The organism is Streptomyces sp. ADI95-17 (assembly GCF_003846175.1).
Taxonomy (GTDB): domain Bacteria; phylum Actinomycetota; class Actinomycetes; order Streptomycetales; family Streptomycetaceae; genus Streptomyces; species Streptomyces sanglieri.
Window position 1 is genome coordinate 110874 of the sequence record NZ_ML123045.1, and the last position, 18801, is coordinate 129674.

The 18801-nt window shown below is 71.6% G+C and carries 15 protein-coding genes and 1 pseudogene; 6 read left to right on the forward strand and 10 right to left on the reverse strand.

Annotation, left to right across the window (positions count from 1 at the left end):
- Positions 1–95: 95 nt before the first annotated feature.
- Genes EES42_RS08700 through EES42_RS08715 form a run of 4 tightly spaced genes read right to left on the reverse strand, consistent with a single transcriptional unit; the run spans position 96 to position 5947 of the window.
- Complete coding sequence (locus tag EES42_RS08700) at positions 96–1262, reverse strand: acyl-CoA dehydrogenase family protein (RefSeq protein WP_124717573.1); 1167 nt, start codon at positions 1260–1262, stop codon at positions 96–98.
- A 32-nt stretch (positions 1263–1294) separates the two neighbouring features.
- On the reverse strand, positions 1295–2236 hold the full coding sequence (locus EES42_RS08705) for a hydroxymethylglutaryl-CoA lyase (RefSeq protein ID WP_124717574.1): 942 nt from the start codon (positions 2234–2236) through the stop codon (positions 1295–1297).
- Entirely contained in the window at positions 2233–4332 is a 2100-nt protein-coding gene (locus EES42_RS08710; RefSeq protein WP_206433419.1) for an acetyl-CoA carboxylase biotin carboxylase subunit, read from the reverse strand. The genes EES42_RS08705 and EES42_RS08710 overlap by 4 nt, the downstream gene beginning before the upstream one ends.
- Before the next feature lie 7 nt (positions 4333–4339).
- Entirely contained in the window at positions 4340–5947 is a 1608-nt protein-coding gene (locus tag EES42_RS08715; protein WP_124717576.1) for a carboxyl transferase domain-containing protein, read from the reverse strand.
- 257 nt (positions 5948–6204) lie between these two features.
- Here EES42_RS08715 and EES42_RS08720 point away from each other — a divergent pair, with 257 nt between their 5' ends.
- Both EES42_RS08720 and EES42_RS08725 read left to right on the forward strand, forming a co-directional pair.
- Complete coding sequence (locus EES42_RS08720) at positions 6205–7473, forward strand: DUF418 domain-containing protein (protein WP_241196324.1); 1269 nt, start codon at positions 6205–6207, stop codon at positions 7471–7473.
- A 33-nt stretch (positions 7474–7506) separates the two neighbouring features.
- Positions 7507–8112: an SACE_7040 family transcriptional regulator gene (locus EES42_RS08725; protein WP_124717577.1), complete on the forward strand. Its 606-nt coding sequence runs from the start codon at positions 7507–7509 to the stop codon at positions 8110–8112.
- Between the two features lie 295 nt (positions 8113–8407).
- On the opposite strand, the gene EES42_RS08730 is transcribed toward EES42_RS08725, so the two are convergent.
- From EES42_RS08730 to EES42_RS08740, 3 genes and pseudogenes are all read right to left on the reverse strand, one after another.
- Entirely contained in the window at positions 8408–8629 is a 222-nt protein-coding gene (locus EES42_RS08730) for a helix-turn-helix domain-containing protein (RefSeq protein WP_124717578.1), read from the reverse strand.
- Positions 8629–8865, reverse strand: a pseudogene (locus EES42_RS08735) (DUF2975 domain-containing protein); the annotation flags it as partial. The pseudogene EES42_RS08735 and the gene EES42_RS08730, both read right to left, overlap by 1 nt.
- Positions 8866–9018: 153 nt before the next feature.
- Entirely contained in the window at positions 9019–9897 is an 879-nt protein-coding gene (locus tag EES42_RS08740; protein WP_124717579.1) for a TetR/AcrR family transcriptional regulator, read from the reverse strand.
- 226 nt (positions 9898–10123) lie between these two features.
- Between EES42_RS08740 and EES42_RS08745 the strand changes: the two genes are divergently transcribed.
- The 4 genes from EES42_RS08745 to EES42_RS08760 all read left to right on the forward strand — a co-directional run bounded on the left by EES42_RS08745 (position 10124) and on the right by EES42_RS08760 (position 15383).
- Positions 10124–11686, forward strand: a complete 1563-nt coding sequence (locus tag EES42_RS08745) for an MFS transporter (RefSeq protein WP_241196325.1) — start codon at positions 10124–10126, stop codon at positions 11684–11686.
- 257 nt (positions 11687–11943) lie between these two features.
- The gene (locus tag EES42_RS08750; protein WP_124717580.1) at positions 11944–12933 is read left to right on the forward strand and encodes a glycosyltransferase family 2 protein; all 990 of its coding nucleotides are present in this window, start codon (positions 11944–11946) and stop codon (positions 12931–12933) included.
- A gap of 23 nt (positions 12934–12956) precedes the next feature.
- On the forward strand, positions 12957–14462 hold the full coding sequence (locus EES42_RS08755) for a DUF6056 family protein (protein WP_241196326.1): 1506 nt from the start codon (positions 12957–12959) through the stop codon (positions 14460–14462).
- A 135-nt stretch (positions 14463–14597) separates the two neighbouring features.
- Positions 14598–15383 (forward strand): phosphatase, encoded by a 786-nt coding sequence (locus tag EES42_RS08760; protein ID WP_124717581.1) that lies wholly within the window; start codon positions 14598–14600, stop codon positions 15381–15383.
- A gap of 54 nt (positions 15384–15437) precedes the next feature.
- Here EES42_RS08760 and EES42_RS08765 read toward each other — a convergent pair whose 3' ends face one another.
- The 3 genes from EES42_RS08765 to EES42_RS08775 all read right to left on the reverse strand — a co-directional run bounded on the left by EES42_RS08765 (position 15438) and on the right by EES42_RS08775 (position 18584).
- Complete coding sequence (locus tag EES42_RS08765; RefSeq protein ID WP_124717582.1) at positions 15438–16448, reverse strand: cation diffusion facilitator family transporter; 1011 nt, start codon at positions 16446–16448, stop codon at positions 15438–15440.
- A gap of 68 nt (positions 16449–16516) precedes the next feature.
- Positions 16517–17407, reverse strand: a complete 891-nt coding sequence (locus EES42_RS08770; protein ID WP_124717583.1) for an acyl-CoA thioesterase — start codon at positions 17405–17407, stop codon at positions 16517–16519.
- A gap of 19 nt (positions 17408–17426) precedes the next feature.
- Positions 17427–18584: an acyl-CoA dehydrogenase family protein gene (locus EES42_RS08775; RefSeq protein ID WP_124717584.1), complete on the reverse strand. Its 1158-nt coding sequence runs from the start codon at positions 18582–18584 to the stop codon at positions 17427–17429.
- Positions 18585–18801: the final 217 nt, after the last annotated feature.

Genomic DNA, 18801 nt, shown 5'->3' on the forward strand with positions numbered 1-18801 from the left:
AAGCGCTCCGGAGAAGCGCTCCGGGGCCGGCCGGGTGAGCCGACCTCCGTCTGCTCGCCCCACCGACCCCGCCCCGCCGCCATGTCACCCCTACGTCAGGCCGGCAGCCCCAGCTCGCGGGCGATCAGCATCCGCTGGACCTCGCTCGTGCCCTCGCCGATCTCCAGGATCTTGGAGTCGCGCCACATCCTGGCGACCGGGTACTCGTTCATGAAGCCGTAGCCGCCGTGGATCTGGGTCGCGTCGCGGGCGTTGTCCACCGCCACCGTCGAGGAGTACAGCTTCGCGATCGCGGCCTCCTTCTTGAACGGTTCGCCCGAGACCATGCGCGAGGCGGCGTCGCGCCAGCCGATCCGGGCCATGTGGGCCCGCATCTCCATGTCGGCGATCTTGAACTGGATGGCCTGGTTGGCGCCGATCGGCCTGCCGAACGCGTGGCGCTCGGCGGCGTACTTCACCGACTCGTCCACGCAGCCCTGCGCCAGGCCCGTGGACAGGGCGGAGATGGCGATCCGGCCCTCGTCCAGGATGCGCAGGAACTGGGCGTAGCCGCGGCCCTCCTCGCCGAGGAGGTTGGCCAGCGGGACCCGGACGTCGGTGAAGGAGAGTTCGCGGGTGTCCGAGGAGTTCCAGCCGACCTTGGAGTACGGGGCGGCGACCGTGAAGCCGGGGGTGCCGGACGGCACGATGATGGAGGAGATGCGCGGGGCGCCGTTCTCCTTGCGGCCGGTCACCGCCGTCACCGTGACCAGCTCCGTGATGTCCGTACCGGAGTTGGTGATGAAGCACTTGGAGCCGTTGATCACCCACTCGCCGGTCGCCTCGTCGCGCACCGCCGTGGTCCGGGTGCCGCCCGCGTCCGAGCCGCCGTCCGGCTCGGTCAGGCCGAACGCGCCGAGCGCCTCGCCCGAGCAGAGCTTCGGCAGCCACTGCCGCTTCTGCTCCTCGGTGCCGAAGTGGTAGATGGGCATCGCGCCCAGCGAGACCCCGGCCTCCAGGGTGATCGCCACGGAGGAGTCGACCCGGGCCAGCTCCTCCAGGGCGATCCCGAGGGCGAGGTAGTCGCCGCCCATGCCGCCGTACTCCTCCGGGAACGGCAGCCCGAACAGGCCCATCCGCCCCATCTCCCGCACGATCTCGTACGGGAACTCGTGCCGTTCGTACAGGTCGCCGATCTTCGGCGCGACCACGTCGTGCGCGAACTCCTCGACGGTGCGCCGCAGTTCCTCGTGTTCGGCGGTCAGCCGGTGGTCCAGGGACATGGCAGGGGTCACTCCTTGTGGGAACGGGGGTCCTATCGCACCGAGAGCGCGCGGACGGTACGGGACGGGCTGGGTCGGCCCAGTTGTTCGGCGAGCCACACGCTGGTGGCAGTGAGCGCGTCGAGATCGACCCCGGTTTCGATGCCGAGGCCTTCGAGCATCCACACGAGGTCCTCGGTGGCGAGGTTTCCGGTCGCGCTCTTCGCGTACGGGCAGCCGCCGAGGCCGCCCGCGGAGGCGTCCACCGTGGTCACCCCGTGCTGGAGCGCGGCGAGGGTGTTGGAGAGGGCCTGGCCGTAGGTGTCGTGGAAGTGCACGCCGATGGTGTCGGTGCGTACGCCCTCCTCGTTCAGCTCCGAGAGCAGGGTCTGTACGTGGCCGGGCGTGGCCACGCCGATGGTGTCGCCGAGGGAGAGCTCGTCGCAGCCGAGGTCCATCAGCGCCTTGGCGACCCGGACGACCTGGTGGACGGGGACGGGCCCCTCCCACGGGTCGCCGAAGCACATCGACAGATAGCCGCGCACATGCACCTTGTCGGCCTTGGCGCGGGCGACGACCGGCTCGAACATGGCGAGCGACTCGTCGACGGTGCGGTTGAGATTGCGGGCGGCGAACGTCTCGGTCGCCGAGCCGAACACCGCGATCCGGCGGGCGCCGAGCGCCAGCGCCCGGTCCAGGCCGCGTTCGTTCGGGACCAGGACCGGCAGGGCGACGCCCTCGATGTCGGCCAGCCGGGGGAACAGGTCCTCGGCGTCGGCCAGTTGGGGCACCCACTTGGGGTGCACGAAGCTGGTCGCCTCGACGGTGGTCAGGCCGGACGCGGCCAGCCGGTGGATGAACTCCGCCTTGACCTCGGTCGGTACGACGGCCTTCTCGTTCTGCAGCCCGTCGCGGGCACCGACCTCGTGGATACGGACCCGGGCGGGCAGATCCTGGGCCGGTACGGTCATGGGGAGGGGGCGGGATGTCGTCATGCTTGCTCCCCGGGGGCATCTGCGTGGGTCTCCACGGGGGCCACCACGGCCAGGATCTGGTCCATGGCGACCGTGGCGCCGGCGGTGACGTCCAGCTCGGTCACGGTCCCGGCGTGCGGGGCGGAGATGACGTGCTCCATCTTCATGGCCTCCACCACCAGCAGGCTCTGGCCGGCCACGACCTCGTCACCGACCGCCACCTTCACCACGGTGACCGTCCCGGGCATCGGCGCGGCGAGGGTGTCCGCCCCGGAACGGCCCGCGCCGGCCAGCGACGCCTCCACCGGGTCGTGATCCTGTACGTGCCAGCTGTCGCCGCCCCGGCCGAGCCACACGCCCTCCGGGGAGTGGGCATGGCTGAACGTGTGGGTGAAACCGGCGAGTTCGAGGGTGAGGCGGGGACCGGAGACCTCGACCGGCCTGGCCGTCTCTTTGCTACCGGGCAGCGGCGCCAGCGGGCCGCAGGCACCCGTCACCGGCTGCGGCGGCTCGGCGCCCTCCCCGACATGGCCGAACGTCAGCTCCGTACCGGCCGGGCAGGAGCGCAGCGAGACCTGCACCGGGTCGCGGCCCGGCAGCCGGAAGTCGAGCACCGTACGGGCCGGGGTGCCGCCGAGCCGCCAGCCGTCGGCCACCGAGAACGGGTCGACCCAGCCGGAGGCGTCGGAGGCGGCGGGGGCCGTGGAGCGGCGCAGCAGGGCCGCTGCCGCGTACACCTCCTCGGGGACGCCCTCCGGGACCAGGCCGGACGCCTCGCGCTCCACCAGGCCCGTGTCCAGATCGCCCGCCACCACCGCCGGGTGGGCGAGCAGCCGGCGCAGGAATCCGGCGTTGGTCGGGACGCCGAGGATCACAGTGTCCGCGAGCGCCGCACGCAGCCGGCGCAGGGCGGTCGGCCGGTCGGGGCCGTACGCGATGACCTTCGACAGCATCGGGTCGTACAGGCTGCCCACCTCGCCGCCCGTGGCGAGGCCGGAGTCCGTCCGTACGCCGTTGCCCTGCGGTTCGTGCAGGGCGAGGACCGTGCCGCCGGAGGGCAGGAAGCCGCGGGCCGGGTCCTCCGCGCAGATCCGGGCCTCGATCGCGTGGCCGGTGAGGGTGATGTCCTGTTGTGCGTAAGGGAGTTGCTCGCCGGCCGCTACCCGCAGCTGCCACTCCACCAGGTCCAGGCCGGTGATCAGCTCGGTGACCGGGTGCTCGACCTGGAGACGGGTGTTCATCTCCATGAAGTAGTACGAGGCGGGGTCGTTGCCCGGGACGATGAACTCCACCGTGCCCGCGCCGACGTAGCCGCAGGAGCGGGCCGCCTGGACGGCCGCCTCGCCCATCGCCGCCCGGGTCTCCTCGTCGAGCAGGACCGAGGGCGCCTCCTCGATGATCTTCTGGTGGCGGCGCTGGAGCGAGCACTCCCGCTCGCCGAGGTGGACCACGTTGCCGTGGGCGTCGGCCAGCACCTGGATCTCGATGTGCCGGGGCCGGTCGATCCACCGCTCCACCAGCAGGGTGTCGTCGCCGAACGAGGACCGCGCCTCACGCCGGGCGGCTGCGATCTCGTCCCCGAGCAGTGCCTCGTCGCGCACCAGCCGCATGCCCTTGCCGCCGCCGCCCGCCGAGGGCTTCAGCAGCACCGGCATCCCGATCGCGCGGGCCGCGTCGACCAGCTGGGCATCGGTGAGCCCGCTCCCGGACGAGCCGGGCACCACGGGGACCCCGGCTGCCGCGACCGTCTCCTTGGCCCGGATCTTGTCGCCCATCAGCGTGATCGCGGAGGCGGGCGGGCCGATGAAGACCAGCCCCGCCTCGGCGCACGCCCGCGCGAAGCCCGCGTTCTCGGCGAGGAATCCGTATCCCGGGTGGACGGCCTGCGCGCCGGAGCGGCGGGCGGCGTCCAGCAGCGCGGGCACGCTCAGGTAGCTCTGGGCGGCGGGGGCGGGCCCGATCCGTACTGCCGTGTCGGCCTCCCGGACGTGCCGGGCGTCCGCGTCCGCGTCGCTGAAGACGGCGACCGAGCGGACGCCCAGCTCCCGCAGCGTGCGGATGACACGTACCGCGATCTCGCCGCGGTTGGCGACCAGAACCGTGTCGAACATCGTCATCTGTTCCTCACATCCGGAAGACGCCGAAGCCGGGTTCACCCAGCGGAGCGTTGGCGCACGCGGTCAGGGCCAGTCCCAGCACCTGCCGGGTCTCCAGCGGGTCGATCACACCGTCGTCCCAGAGCCGGGCCGTGGCGTAGTACGCGTTGCCCTGCGTTTCGTACTGCTCGCGGATCGGGGCCTTGAAGGCCTCCTCGTCGGCCGCGCTCCAGTCGTCGCCCAACTGGTCGCGCTTGACCGTCGCGAGGACGGACGCGGCCTGCTCGCCGCCCATGACGGAGATCTTCGCGTTGGGCCACATCCACAGGAAGCGGGGGGAGTAGGCCCGGCCGCACATGGAGTAGTTGCCCGCGCCGTACGAACCGCCGACGACCACCGTCAGCTTCGGGACGCGGGTACAGGCGACCGCCGTGACCATCTTGGCGCCGTGCTTGGCGATGCCGCCGGCCTCGTAGTCCCGGCCGACCATGAAGCCGGAGATGTTCTGCAGGAAGACCAGCGGGATGCCGCGCTGGTCGCACAGCTCGATGAAGTGGGCGCCCTTCTGGGCGGACTCGGAGAACAGGATGCCGTTGTTGGCGACGATCCCGACCGGGTGGCCGTGGATCCGGGCGAAGCCGGTGATCAGCGTCGTGCCGTACTCGGCCTTGAACTCGGCGAACCGCGAGCCGTCGACGACCCGGGCGATCACCTCGCGCACGTCGTACGGGGTGCGGGAGTCGACCGGGACCGCGCCGTACAGGCCCGCGGGATCGACCTTCGGCTCCTCGACGGGCCGCACGGACCACGGCAGCGCGCCCCGGTCCGGCAGCGTGGCGACGATGTTCCGCACGATCCGCAGCGCGTGCGCGTCGTCCTCGGCGAGATGGTCGGTCACCCCCGACGTACGGGAGTGCACCTCGCCGCCGCCCAGCTCCTCGGCCGTCACGACCTCGCCGGTCGCGGCCTTCACCAGCGGGGGACCGCCCAGGAAGATCGTGCCCTGGTTGCGGACGATCACGGCCTCGTCGCTCATCGCGGGGACGTACGCCCCGCCCGCCGTGCACGAACCCAGCACGGCGGCGATCTGCGGGATGCCCGCCCCCGACATCCGCGCCTGGTTGTAGAAGATCCGCCCGAAGTGCTCGCGGTCCGGGAAGACCTCGTCCTGCATCGGCAGGAACGCGCCGCCCGAGTCGACCAGGTACAGACAGGGGAGGCGGTTCTCCAGCGCCACTTCCTGGGCGCGGAGGTGCTTCTTCACTGTCATCGGGTAGTACGTACCGCCCTTGACGGTCGCGTCATTGGCGACGATCACGCACTCCCGGCCGCTGACCCGGCCGATCCCGGCGATCACCCCGGCCGCCGGGGCGGCGCCCCCGTACAGCCCCTCGGCCGCCAGCGGGGCCAGCTCCAGGAACGGCGAACCCGGGTCGAGCAGGGTGTCCACCCGCTCCCTGGGCAGCAGTTTGCCGCGCGCCACATGCCGGGCGCGGGCCCTCTCACCCCCGCCGAGCCTGGCCGTGGCGAGCCGCTCACGCAGCTCGTCGGCGAGCGCGTGATGCGCCGCCTCGTTGGCCTTCCAGGCCTCGGAGGCGGGATCGGCCGCGCTCGCCAGCACCGGTGCCTGCTGCATCGTGTCGAGCCCCCTTGCCCGTACCGCAGTAGTTAGTGACCGTTAACGTCCGACTTCAGGTTAACGAGCGCTAACAGCCTTGTCCAGGGCACTCGGTCCGCGCCCGCGCCGATTCCGGTCGGTCCAACCGGTCCGGTGGGTCTGGGCAGACCGACCGGAGCGGTCGGGATAATGGCCCGCGCCGCTCCCTGACCCGGAGCGGGGCCGGTCATGGATCCGTGACGGCTTTCGGGGCGGGGAAACGGGGAAAAGGGCGGATGACGCAGCAATCGCAGGCGCAATCGCAGGCACAGGCACAGGCACAGGCGCAGGCGCAGGCACAGGCGCAGATGACGCGGGACGTGGGCGCGGGGGCGGCCGGGGGAGTGGGCCGGAGGGCGCGCATCCTCGAAGTGGACGCCCTGCGCGGGTTCGCGCTCGCCGGGATCCTGGTCGTGAACCTCATGACGACCGCCGGGCCTCCGGGCGCCAGGGACCTCCTCGCGGAGGTGCACGCGGCCGACGGGGCCGTGCAGTGGCTGGTCGTGCTCCTCGCGCAGTCGAAGTTCTACCTGCTCTTCTCCTTCCTGTTCGGATACAGCTTCACCCTCCAGATGGACTCGGCCGCCCGCGCCGGGGCGCGCTTCGTGCCCCGGATGTCACGGCGGCTGGCCGCGCTCTTCGTGCTCGGGTTCGCCCACGCGGTGCTGCTGTACGCCGGCGACATCCTGATGATCTACGCCCTGTTCGGGCTGCTCCTGCTGGCCGTCAGGAACGCCGGGCCCGCCGCGGTCCGGCGTGCGGCGCTGTGGGTGTTCGGCGCCGCCGGTGGCTTCCTGCTCCTGATCGGCCTGGGGGCCGCGCTGATCGACCCGGCCGCGGCGGGCGGATCCGACGCGGCGAACGCCGAGCTGACGGCCGCCTACCGGGGCGGATTCGCCGAGGTCGTCGGCGCCAACTTCCGGGCGCTGCCCGAGGCGGCGGCGGCCGTCGTGCTGATGGGCGGGTTCGTCGCCGCCGCCTTCCTCATGGGGTTCGTGGCCGGACGGCGGCAGTGGCTCGGCGCGGCCGCCCTCGCCGACCGGGCGCGGCTGCGCCGCATCCTCCTGACCGGGCTCGTCGTCGGGATCCCCGGGGCGGCCTTCTCCGCCGCGGCGATCGTGGGGCCGCTGCCGGAGCGCTGGCTGCTGCTGGGCCTGGCGGTCGGCATGGTCGCGGCCCCGGCGCTCTCGGCCGCGTACGCCACCGGGCTGCTGCTGTGGTTCGCCACACCGGGCGGCGCCGCGACGGCCCGGGTCCTCGCGCCCGCCGGGCGGATGGCGCTGACCAACTACCTGACCCAGTCCCTCGTCATGGCCCTCGTCTTCTCCGGGTACGGGCTCGGGCTGTACGGCCGTACGGGCGCCGCGGCGGCGGTCTGCGGGGGGATCGTGCTGTACGCCGGCCAGCTCGCGCTGAGCGGGTGGCTGATGCGCCGGTACCGGCTCGGGCCGGTGGAGTGGCTGCTGCGCACGGTGACGCTGTGGGCGCGGCCCGGCGTCGGTTAACGTTCGCTAACCCGACTGTCTAGAATCGAATCCATGACCACGAGGACGGACGCCCCCACCCGCCGCGAGCAGATCCTCAAGGAGGCCGCCCGCCTCTTCGCCGAGCGCGGCTTCCACGGCGTCGGTGTCGACGAGATAGGCGCTGCCGTCGGCATCAGCGGACCCGGGCTCTACCGCCACTTCCCCGGCAAGGACGCGATGCTCGCCGAGCTGCTGGTCGGCATCAGCGAGCGGCTGCTGGCGGGCGGGCAGCTGCGGGTCTCGCAGGACGCGGCCAGCCGGGACGGCTCCCCGCGGGCGCTGCTCGACGCGCTCATCGAGGGCCACATCGACTTCGCCCTCGACGACCGCCCCCTGATCACCCTCCACGACCGCGAGCTGGACCGTCTCCGGGACGCCGACCGCAAGCGGGTCCGCCAGCTCCAGCGGCAGTACGTCGAGGTGTGGGTGGAGGTGGTCCGCGAGATGTACCCGGACCTGCCCGAGCACGAGGCCCGTGCCGCCGTCCACGCCGTCTTCGGTCTGCTGAACTCGACCCCGCACCTGGGCCGGCCCGGCGCGCTCCCGGACCGCGCGGACACGGCGGCACTGCTGCACCGGCTGGCCCGCGGGGCGTTCGCGGCGGCGGCCCGCGCGTGAGCGTGAGACGGGTGCGATCGCGAGACGGGTGCGGCGTGGGGCCAGGACTTCGGCGCAGTCGCGTGACGTCCGTTTCGTGATCACGATGCGGTGCGCGCCTCGGCCGGCCGGCGGTCAGGCGGTCAGCGCGAGCATGGCGACCAGGAGCGTGCCGTACGCCGCGCGGAACGCGAGGGTCGGGCACCTCGGCCAGACGCTCCAGCAGGCCCGGGCCCTTCCCGGGTACGGCCCCGGGATGCTCGCGGAGTCGGTCGAAAGCAAGCGGGATCGGCGATGACGCGTCGGCAGGCTCGGTTCATTCGCCCGCGGTGTCCTCGGCCTCCCAGCGAAGCAGGTCGCCCGGCTGGCACTTGAGCACCTCGCAGAGCGCGGCGAGCGTCGCGAAGCGCACCGCCTTGGCGCGGCCGTTCTTGAGTACCGCCAGGTTGGCGGGCGTGATCCCCACGCGGTCTGAGAGTTCGCCCACGGACATCTTCCGCCTGGCCGGCATCACGTCGATGTCGACGACGATCGGCATCAGATCACCTCGTCCAACTCGGTCTGCAGCTGAGTCGCTTCGACATCGCGGGCGACGGCCTGGGCGAGCAGCATCCGCAGCACGAGCACGATGAGCGCGACTCCCAGGATGGTCACGCCTGTCCCGCCCATGATGAGGGTGACGCCCGGGTCGTCCCGCCGGCCGGGCGCATTCAGGGCCGTGACCGCGAACCACACGAGAGCAGCCGCAACGATCGCGCCGATGATGACGTCGATAGATGGAGCAAGGGGTGGGCCGGAGGGTGGGTGGAGGCTTCGCGCCATGGCGGGATGCCGGGCCTGGTTCACGGGCCCGGGTCTGCGAAGTGAAGGACGCAGACCCGCGTCGGGGCTCGGAGGTGGTGGGCTCGCTGAGGCGTATTGCGGATCCTAGCCCGGGCGGCCCCTGAGGCCGCGCCGGGCGAGATCGGCCTCGATGCCGTCGAGGACTCCGGCGAGGCCGGCGAGGAACAGTGCGTCGAGATCCCAGGGGTCGCCGCCCGCGCGCATCGCCGGGCCGAGCCGTGGATAGGCGCCAGGGGCGAAAAGCGGAGCTCGTACGACTTCCGGGGAAGTGCCCTTCCGGCGGGCGGTGTTGGCCGACTGCCGCTCGGCTTCCACGTCGCTGACGTAGGTCAGTGCCACGCCCTGGACATAGGAGGCGAACATGAACATGTAGCGGAAGGTGTCGGCAGGTTCCAGGCCGAGCCCGTCGAAGGAGGAGAAGGCGCTCTCGCTGTCCGCCGCGAGTGCGGGGCTGAAGTGCGCGCGGGTCGTCACCAGGACCTTCGCCAGGATCCACGGGTGGCGGTGGTAGAGCTCCCAGTCGCGGCGGGCGGCACGCTCAAGGCCGTGCCGCCAGTTCTGTGGCGGCGTGTCGGGCAGGGGGACGTCGGACAGTGCGGCCTCCACCATGATGGCCACCAGATCGTCCTTGGACGTCACGTACCGGTACAGGGCCATGGTGCTCGCTCCGAGGGCGGTCGCGACCCGGCGCATCGACAGGGCTTCGAGCCCCTCGGCGTCGGCGATGTCGATCCCCGCCCGTGTGATGCGCTCGGCCGACAGGTGGGGCGCGCTGTCGTCGCCTGCCGGTGGGCCGGCCGTTGGGCTGCGCGCCGGGGCGGGGCCCGGCTCTGTCGTCTCCTCGGTCCTGCGCGCTCGATACGCCCGTGCCTGGCAGGCCCGGGAGCAGTAGCGCCTCGGGCGGCCCCGGTCCGCGGGCTCCAGGTCCTTTCCGCAGGACGCGCAGGCTGCCTGCTCCGCCACCGCCACACCTCTTTTCGTCACACTCGCTCACGTGTGTCGAAATCCTACCGCGCCCCGGAGAGAAGTGCCGAAATCGGAGGGGATCCCCAGCTCAATAACTCGCTTGCGGCCCGCCGCCCCGGAGGGCTTACCCTGTACGCGGCGGTGCGTACTAAGTACGCGACGTGTGACGCAATCCGTCCCCGCCGCCGTACCGTCACCCGCCACAGGAGCAGGAGCGCACGACGTGAGTCACGAGAACGAGAGAGCCGGAACCCGGCAATGGACAGGGCTCGCCGTCCTGGTGCTGCCCTGCGTGCTGGCCTCGATGGACATGTCCGTCATGTTCGTCACGCTGCCCTCCCTGACGGTCGACCTCAGGCCCAGCGGCTCCGAACTGCTGTGGATCATGGACGCCTACGGCTTCCTGCTGGCCGGCCTCCTGATCACGATGGGCACCCTCGGCGACCGGATCGGACGGCGCCGGGTGCTGCTGACCGGTGCCGCCGCCTTCGGGCTCGCCTCCACCCTGGCCGCCTGGGCGTCCAGTCCGGAAATGCTGATCGCCACCCGCGCGCTCATGGGTATCGCGGGCGCCACGCTCGCGCCCTCGACCCTCGCCCTGATCCGGAACCTCTTCCACGACGACCGGCAGCGGGCCACCGCCGTCGGCATCTGGACGGCCGGTTTCGCGGGCGGCGCCGTCGTCGGCCCGATCGTCGGCGGCCTCCTGCTCGAACACTTCTGGTGGGGGTCGGTCTTCCTGATCAACATTCCCGTGATGGCCCTGCTCCTGTGCCTCGGGCCGCTGCTGCTGCCCGAGTTCCGTGACCCGGAGCCGGGCAGCCGCTTCGACCTGCTCGGCGCCCTGTTGTCCCTGGTGGCGGTACTCGCCGTGATCTACGGCATCAAGACGACCGCCGAGCATGGAATCGGGTGGGCCGGGGCCGGCTCCCTCCTTGCGGGCATGACGGCGGGAGCCCTGTTCCTGCACCGCCAGCGCGCCACCCCGAACGCGATGATCAACATCACGCTGTTCCGCACCCGCTGGTTCAACGTGCCCCTGCTCATCGACGCCCTGGCCACCTTCGCCATGGTCGGATTCTCGCTGTTCAACTGGCAGTTCATGCAACTGGTCCTGGGCATGAGTCCGCTCAAGTCGGCCCTGTGGTCGCTGCCCACCTTCCTCGTCATGCCCGTGGGCATCGCCCTGGCCGCGGGCATGGCACCACGCGTCGGCAAGCCCCGGGTCATGACCGCCGGCCTGCTGGTGGCGGCCGCCGGCTACGTCGGGCTGACCCTCATCAGGCCCGATTCCGGCATCCTCCACCTTGTGTGCGCCCTGACCGTGGTGTCCCTCGGCATCGCCGGCGTGGCCGCCATCGTCACCGACGTCATCCTCTCCGCCGCACCACCGGAACGGGCCGGGGCCGCCTCCTCCCTCGCGGAGACCTCCGCGGAGTTCGGCGGCGCACTGGGCATCGCGATTCTGGGCAGCATCGGCACCGCCGTCTACCGAGCACAGATGGGATCCAGCGCTCCGGCGAACCTCACCCCCGAACAGCTGGCCTCCGCGGAGGCCACCCTGGGTGGTGCGATCGACACCGCCCGGACACTGCCCGCCGGTGCTGCCGAGGCCCTGCGGAACGCCGCCTTCGACGCCTTCATCCGCGAGCTCCGGATCGCCGCCGTGCTCAGCGCGGTCCTGACCGTCGGCGGAGCATTGCTCATCGCCCGCACGCTCCGCCCCGCACGCACCCGAACAGCCGACCTCGGCCCTGCCCCGGACCGGGGGCGGGCCCCCGCGTGACGCGCACGATCTGCATCGGACGCCGGACGACTACGTCGAAGCCCTGGGTGTGGGGCGGGCTTCTCGCGCGAGGCGAATGATTCCCGCGCTTCGAATATATGAATTGATGCGCGAAGAGGAGACGGCCGATCAAATTTCCCCTCCCCCGCCCCTCCTTTCTTCCTCTGTTTGCCGGTTCGGCGCCGTCCGTCGGGGTGTTGCGGTGATCCACAGGCTTATGGTTTGAACCGTCTCGACCACGCCTGATGGGAATGTGAATGAAGACATGTCAGGTCTCGGTCGTCGTCCCCTGCTTCAATGAGGACGAGGTGATCGAGGCGTTTCACCGTGCGCTGGTCTCCGTTCTCGAACCGACTCGGCGGACGTTCGAGATCTGTTATGTCGACGACGGCAGCAGCGACCGCACCAGAGCCCGGATCGGCTCGCTCGCCACCGCGGACCGACGCGTCCGCTACACCTCCTTCAGCCGCAATTTCGGCAAGGAGGCCGCCATGCTCGCCGGGCTGCGCATGTCCCGCGGCGACGCCGTCGTCCTCATGGACGCCGACCTCCAGCACCCGCCGGAACTCCTGCCCCGCATGCTGGAGCTGCGGCAGCGCGGATACGACCAGGTCGTCGCGAGACGGGACCGCACCGGCGAGGGTGCTCTGCGCACGCTGCTCAGCACCGCCTACTACCGCGCCATGGGCCGGTGCATGGACGTGTCGGTCATCGACGGCGAAGGCGACTTCAGGCTGCTGTCGCGCACCGCCGTGGACGCGGTGCTCGCACTGCCCGAGACCAACCGGTTCTCCAAGGGGATCTTCTCCTGGATCGGCTTCGACACCGCCGCCTTCACCTACCGGAACGTCCGGCGGGCGGCGGGCAGTTCGAAATGGGGCGGCAGAAATCTGCTCAACTACGGGATCGACGGACTGATCTCCTTCAACACCCGCCCGCTGCGTTTGGCCATCCACGCCGGACTCGCCCTCGCGCTGGCGGCACTGGGATACGCCCTGTGGATCATCGCCGATGTCGCGCTGCACGGTGTCGGCGTACCGGGCTACACCACCCTGCTGACCGCCGTCGTGGCCCTCGGTGGAATCCAGCTCGCCACGCTGGGGGTCATCGGCGAATACGTGGGACGCATCTATTGCGAGACCAAACACCGTCCGCATTACGTGGTGCGGGAATCGAGTGAATCCCCGCACGTCTCCTCGAATGTTCCGGCCTCGGATTCGGCTTCGGCTTCGGTGGACGCGGGGTGAGCGCGGCGGGCGTGGCAAAGGACATGACCGCGGACACGTCGAAGCCCGTCGGCGTACGGGAGGCGAGCGAGCGGGAGAAGAACGAGCGGGAGAGGAACGAGCGGGCGGCGAGCCGGTGGGCGGCGGTCCGGACGGCGGTGCTCACCCTGTTCCCGCTCGCCCTGCTCGGCGCGGCTTTCTGGATCGGCCGGCTGGTCCGCCCGGGGGCGGACGACTGGTGCTTCCTCCCGGCCGTCCGGGACGAGGGCGCCTCCGGGATGATCGCGAAGTTCTACCTGCACGACAACGGGCGCGTCGCCAACGCCCTGCTGGTCGTCGGGTACGGGGCGTTCGGCGTCCCGGGCCAGCAGTGGTACGCGCTGGTCAGCGGGGTGGTCGTGGTCGGCGTCCTCTGGGCGCTGACCCTCGCCGCACTCGGCCGGGCCGGGCTGAGCGCGCCGCGCGGGGTGCCGCTGCTGGTGGCCGCGACGGCCGCGGTGATCTACCTGCTCGCGACGCCCGACACGTACAAGACGTTCTACTGGCCCGCCTCCTCCGTCTCGCACACCGTCTCACCGGTGCTGGCCTGCGCGGCCGTGATCCCGCTGCTGCGTGCGCGGAGCAGCCGGGGGCGGGCGCTCGCCTCCGCCGTCGCCCTCGTCGCCGGAGTCTTCATCGGAACGCTGTCGGAGGAGACGTCGGTCGTCGCCTGCGTCGTGCTCTGCGCCGTACTGCTGCTCGGCCTCCGGGACGTTCCCGGTCCGGGCCCCGTCCGTACGCGCATCTGGTGCGCTGCCGCCTTCGCCGGGATCGTGATCGGGACGGCCGTCCTGTACTTCTCGCCCGGCGCGCACGCCCGGCGGGAACGGTTCGGGGCCGACGCGGGCTCCATGTTCGGCGCGGAGCAACTGGTCGCGGCGCTGCGGGCGTTCGGCGAGATCCTGGTGACGGTCCTCACGACGTGGCAGTACGCGGGGGCGCTCGCCGTCGGCGTACTGCTCGGCCTCTCGGTGCGCGGCGGGCAGCGGGGACCGGACGGGCCCCTGGTGCGCAGGCCCCTGCTCCCGGTCCTCGCCGGTGTCCTCGTCTTCCTGGTGTCCGGCTGCCTCTGCACCGTCATCACCTACCCGGTCTTCGGGACCGGCGTGGTGACGGCGCCCCGCGTCTGGGGCGACTTCCTCCTGGTGTACGTGCTGCTGCTGACCGGCGTCGGCGCGCTGCTGGGGCGGGAGCTGCGCGCCCGCCGGTGGGTGGCCCGCACGGCCACGGCGGTCGCCGCCGCCGTCTCCGTGCTGACCTGTGCCGGTCTCGCCGTCCCGCTGTTCCGGCTGGGTACGGAGATGCAGGTGCGCGCCGAGCACTGGGACCGGCAGGACCGCTCGCTGCGGGACGGGGCGGCGCGCGGCGCCCAGGTGCTCCCGTACACGCCGGTGTCGGTCAGCAGGATGCTGGAACCGTTCGGCGGGCACGGCCGGCGGGTGTGGCCGGCGCAGTGCGTCGCCGAGTACTACCACCTGGAGAAGGTCACGTACTCGACGCGCCTGCCCTGACGGCCTGCCGCCTGCCCTGGCCGCCTGCCCCGGCCGACCGGCCCGGACGGCGTCGGGCACGTTTCGGCGCGTCTTGACGCGTCCGTCGGTCAAGACACCCGGCACACAGCGCACACCTGACGGCACAATGGGTTCATGCCGATACCCAGCCGTGCCGCCCTCGTCGAACATCTCGTCCGTACGCGTATCGCCGGAGACGTCGCCACACCCCGCGACAACAACCTCTCCCACTACCGCAAGCTCGCCAACGGCGAGCGCCACTACTGGCTGGGCCTGGAGCTCGGTGACCGGTGGCGCGACGAGCAGGACGTGCTGGCGGTGATGGCCGAGCGCTGCGGGGTCAGCGACGATCCGGAGCACCGGTTCGGGCAGGACACCATCGACCCGGAGCTGACCGTCGACGCCCTGGAGCGGATGGCGGCGCGGCTGCGGAAGGCGGCGGCGGGGTCGGAGCGGGTGCTGTTCGCGACCGGCCACCCGGGCGGGCTCCTCGATGTGCACCGGCAGACCGCGGACGCGCTGCGGGCCGCCGGATGCGAGATCGTACGGATTCCCTCGGGGCTGATCGCCGACGAGGGCATGGTGTTCCAGTTCGCGGACGTCGCGGTGCAGGAGCGCGGCGCGACCCTCTGGCACACCCACTCGCCCGCCCCGATGGCCGCCATCCTGGACGGCCTGGAGCGCGAGGGCCGCCCGCTGCCGGACCTGGTGGTCGCCGACCACGGCTGGGCGGGGTGCGCGGCGCAGCGCGGTCTGGACGCCGTGGGGTACGCGGACTGCAACGACCCGGCACTCTTCCTCGGCGAGGCGGAGGGGACGCTCCAGGTGGCCGTCCCGCTGGACGACCATGTGCTGGACCCGCGGTTCTACGACCCGATGACGGAGTACCTGCTGGACGCGGCGGGGCTGACGCGGGGCTGATCCGGGCGGCGGGGCGAGGGCCGGCCCCGTTCGCAGACCTGTCCGCAGGCCGGTTCAGGCACCCGCCCCGCCCGCCCGGCGCCCCCGCTGCCGCAGCCCCGGCGTCGGGTCCAGGTACACCCGGCGCACCGACGGATAGCGTTCCCGCAGCTGTTCCTCCGCCTCCTCGCACGCCCACTCGATCTGGTCGGCGGTCGAGGCGTCCCGGAAGTCGACCTTCGCGGCGATCAGGAACTCTGTCGGGCCCTGGATCAGCGTGGTGAGTTCCAGTACGTCGACGATGTGCGGGACGGAGAGCAGCTCCTCGCGGATGCCGGCCCGCATCGACTCCGGCACCGGGCGGCCGATCAGCAGTTGCGCGTTGGACCGGCCCAGCACCCAGGCGACGTACACCAGCAGCAGACCGATCAGGACCGACGCGATGCCGTCCCAGACCCCGGAACCGGTCAGCTGGCCGCCGAGCAGGCCGCCCGCGGCGAGCAGCAAACCCGCCAGCGCCGCCGAGTCCTCCATCACCACGGCCTTGACCGCGGTGTCGGGGGTGTGGCGGAAGTAGTGCCCGACGGGCGCCCGCAGCCGCGCGGCCTCGCCGCGGACCTGCCGGACCCCGGTGCGCAGTGAGTAGCCCTCCAGCAGGAAGGCCACGCCGAGCACGATGTACGAGACGAGCGGATTGCCGAGTTCCTCACCCGCCGCGAGGGTGTGGACGCCGTCGTAGACGGAGAAGACCGCACCGCCGACGAACGTGGCCACGGAGGCGAGCATCGCCCAGATGTAGCGCTCGGGGCCGTAGCCCAGCGGGTGTCCCTCGTCCGCGGGCTTCTCGCTGCGCTTCAGCGCGGTGAGCAGCATCAGTTCGGTGACCGTGTCGGCGAGCGAGTGCGCCGCCTCGGAGAGCATCGCGCTCGATCCGCTGATCAGCCCGGCGACCGCCTTCGCCACGGCGATGCCGAGATTGGCCAACGCCGCGACGACGACCGTGAAGACGGACTCCCCGCCACCGGACTTCCCGCCACCCGACTCCCCACCACCGGTCTTCGCGCCACTCGTGGTCTCGTCGCTCATGGTGGGGAGTATGTCCGAACCGGCCGTCCGCGGCCCGCCGACGCGGGGCGTGTCAGTCCCGGTGCGCTTCAGCCCCGGTGCTCGTCGGTCCGGGGGACGCGGACCACGCCCTCCTGGATGACGGTGATCGCCAGCCGGCCGTCCTGGGTGTAGATCCGGGCCTGGCCCAGCCCGCGCCCGCCGGACGCGGACGGCGACTCCTGGTCGTACAGCAGCCACTCGTCGGCCCGGAACGGCCGGTGGAACCACATCGCGTGGTCGAGGCTCGCGCCGACCACGTCGCCGACCGCCCAGCCGCCGCGCCCGTGGGCGAGGAGCACCGAGTCGAGCAGCGTCATGTCGGAGACGTACGTCGCCATGCAGACATGGAGCAGCGGATCGTCCGCGAGCTTGCCGTTGGTGCGGAACCAGACCTGGGAGCGGGGCTCACGCGGTTCGCCGACGGTGCCGAAGGGCGGCGCGTCCACGTACCGCAGGTCGACCGCGGCCCGTGCCTCGATCAGCCGGTCCACGACGCCCGGCCCGCTGAAGCGGTCCGCGTACCGGGGCAGCATCTGCGCCGCCGTGGGCAGCGTCTCCGGGTCCGGGGCGGACGGCATGGCCGCCTGGTGCTCCAGGCCCTCCTCGTACGTCTGGAACGAGGCCGAGAGGTGGAAGATCGGCTGGCCGTGCTGGACGGCGACGACCCGGCGGGTGGTGAAGGAGCGGCCGTCGCGGATGCGGTCGACGCTGTAGACGATCGGCGCGCCCGGGTCGCCCATCCGGAGGAAGTAGGAGTGCAGGGAGTGGGCGGTCCGGTCGGCGGGGACGGTACGGCCCGCGGCGACCAGGGCCTGGGCCGCGACCTGGCCGCCGAAGACACGGGGGACGACCGCCGAACGGCTCGTACCCCGGAAGATGTCCCGCTCGATCTGCTCCAGGTCGAGCAGATCGAGCAGGGAGTCGAGTGCTGCGCTCATGGAAGGAACGTAGCCGCTCTCACAGGCCCATGGACTTGGCGATGATCGACTTCATGACCTCGTTGGTGCCGCCGTAGATGCGGTTGACCCGGTTGTCCGCGTAGAGACGGGCGATCGGGTACTCGTTCATGTAGCCGTAGCCGCCGTGCAGCTGGAGGCAGCGGTCGATGACCCGGTGCGCGACCTCGGTGCAGAACAGCTTCGCGGAGGCGGCCTCGGCAGCGGTCAGCTCACCGGTGTCCAGGGCCTCCAGGGCACGGTCGGCGACGGCCTCGGCGGCGTCCACCTCGGCCTGGCAGGCGGCCAGCTCGAACTTGGTGTTCTGGAAGGACGCGACGGTCTTGCCGAAGACGGTGCGCTCCTGCACGTACTGCTGCGCGAACCGGACCGCGGCCCTGGCCTGCGCGTACGCGCCGTAGGCGATGCCCCAGCGCTCGGACGGCAGGTTCTGGCCGAGGTAGTAGAAGCCCTTGTTCTCCTCGCCGAGCAGATCCGCGACCGGCACCTTCACGTCGGAGAAGGCCAGCTCGGCGGTGTCGGAGGTCCGCAGGCCGAGCTTGTCGAGCTTGCGGCCCAGGGAGTAGCCCTCGGACTTGGTGTCGACGGCGAACAGGGAGATGCCGAAGCGGCGGTCCTCGGCGGTCGGCGCCGAGGTGCGGGCGCAGACGATGACGCGGTCGGCGTGGACGCCACCGGTGATGAAGGTCTTCGAACCGTTGAGCACGTAGTGGGTGCCGTCGTCGGAGAGCTTGGCGGTGGTCTTCATGCCCGCGAGGTCGGAGCCGGTGCCCGGCTCGGTCATCGCGAGCGCCCACATCTCCTCGGCGGAGACGAACTTCGGCAGGTAGCGCTTCTTCTGCTCGTCGGTGGCGAGCATCTTGATGTACGGCAGGGCGAGCAGGACGTGCACGCCGGAGCCGCCGAAGTTGACGCCCGCGCGGGCGGTCTCCTCGTACTGGATGGCCTCGAACTTGTGGGTCTCCAGGCCGGCGCCGCCGAACTCCTCGGGCACGTTGATGCCGAACAGGCCGAGGTCGGCGAGCTTGGTGTAGAGCTCGCGCGGCACGATGCCCTGCTGGAACCACTCGTCGTAGTGGGGGACGACCTCTGCCTCGATGAAGGCGCGTATGGTCTCGCGGAACGCCTCGTGGTCCTCGTTGAATACCGTACGGCGCACGGGGTGCCTCCTAGATCAGCTTCGGTCGGCGTCGGCTCGGCCGGTTCTCGGTCGGTGTTCTCTCGGCGGTCGGTCTCGGGTCCGCCTCGGTCAATTCGGCCCGACCTGGCTAAGCGCTTGCTCAGATACATTCAAAAGTTACCCGGCAGTCATGGAAGCTGTCCAGGGTGATGCTCCGCACGCCCGGCCGCGGACATGCGGAGGTCCTCCCCGGCCG